This is a genomic window from Streptococcus oralis subsp. tigurinus (assembly GCF_002093545.1).
Lineage (GTDB): Bacteria > Bacillota > Bacilli > Lactobacillales > Streptococcaceae > Streptococcus > Streptococcus oralis_C.
Map to the genome: position 1 here is coordinate 1 of NZ_LNVF01000021.1, position 907 is coordinate 907.

At 41.0% G+C, this 907-nt stretch carries 2 protein-coding genes and 1 pseudogene; all 3 read right to left on the reverse strand.

Features of this window, described 5'->3' with window-relative positions:
• Positions 1 to 139, reverse strand: a pseudogene (gene ssbA, locus ATE34_RS10855) (single-stranded DNA-binding protein SsbA); the annotation flags it as partial.
• Entirely contained in the window at positions 139 to 429 is a 291-nt protein-coding gene (locus ATE34_RS10860) for a hypothetical protein (RefSeq protein ID WP_084912053.1), read from the reverse strand. The pseudogene ssbA and the gene ATE34_RS10860, both read right to left, overlap by 1 nt.
• Positions 429 to 907, reverse strand: a 479-nt coding sequence (locus ATE34_RS10865) for an ERF family protein (protein ID WP_084912055.1), incomplete at its 5' end; no start/stop codon positions are given. The genes ATE34_RS10860 and ATE34_RS10865, both read right to left, overlap by 1 nt.

The window sequence follows — 907 nt, forward strand, 5'->3', positions numbered from 1 at the left end:
CAGCTTCACGCTCGCCATTTTGACTCTTAAATGTACGGTTTACTGCAAGAGTAAAAGTCGCAACTGCTACATTTTGAGGAGTATAGCGAAGTTCAGCATCTCGGGTCATACGACCTACGAGTACAACATTATTGATCATTATTTTATTACCTCCAAAATTCTACTGAACGTACTCTCATCAAATCCGTATGATCCTGGGGAATTTCTCTTCAAAGGCTGGATAATTTTAGTAACAATTTCTTTTAAGGACATATCTGAAATTTCAAGCCAAAAGAAATCGTTCTTAGTGTAGTTGTAAACACAATCAATTTCTCCGTACTTATAACATACACCCCAAATCTCACCTTGATGCTGATAAACCAGGATCTTATCATAATAAGCGCTCTGTAATTCAATCGGACGTTTGCGCCCCAGTTCCGTATATCCCATTATTCAATACCTCTTGCTTTCTTTGCATCTGCGATAATTTTTTGAGCTTCTTTTAAGCGAGAAGCTGGAATGTTCTCAGGTTTGTCAACACCCATCTTACCAATGAACCAGTTCCCAATTGCAGCAGCTGGGCTACCAGTAGCCTCAGCCATATTTTTGAGTTCTGTCCGAATGGCTTTAGCCTGTGCTCCTGTAATTGTTTTGGCTCCGTTACTTTTAGCTGGAGCATTAGCCGGTTGCTTTTGCTGGCTATTTGTTTTTTGAGCTGGTTTTTGCGATGTACGGCCTGCTTGGCTATTCTGATTATGATATTCATCCGTATCAGGATCCTTGTTGTCATCAATCATAAAGAGTCCGTTTAGCGCGTACTTACGTGCATAGCTGGATGCAGCACCTGTAACTTGACTACCATCCATCCCTTTTTTGCTATCATCTTCTCTAGCATAGGCTGTAGTCCCAATAGTTTCACCAACCGCAT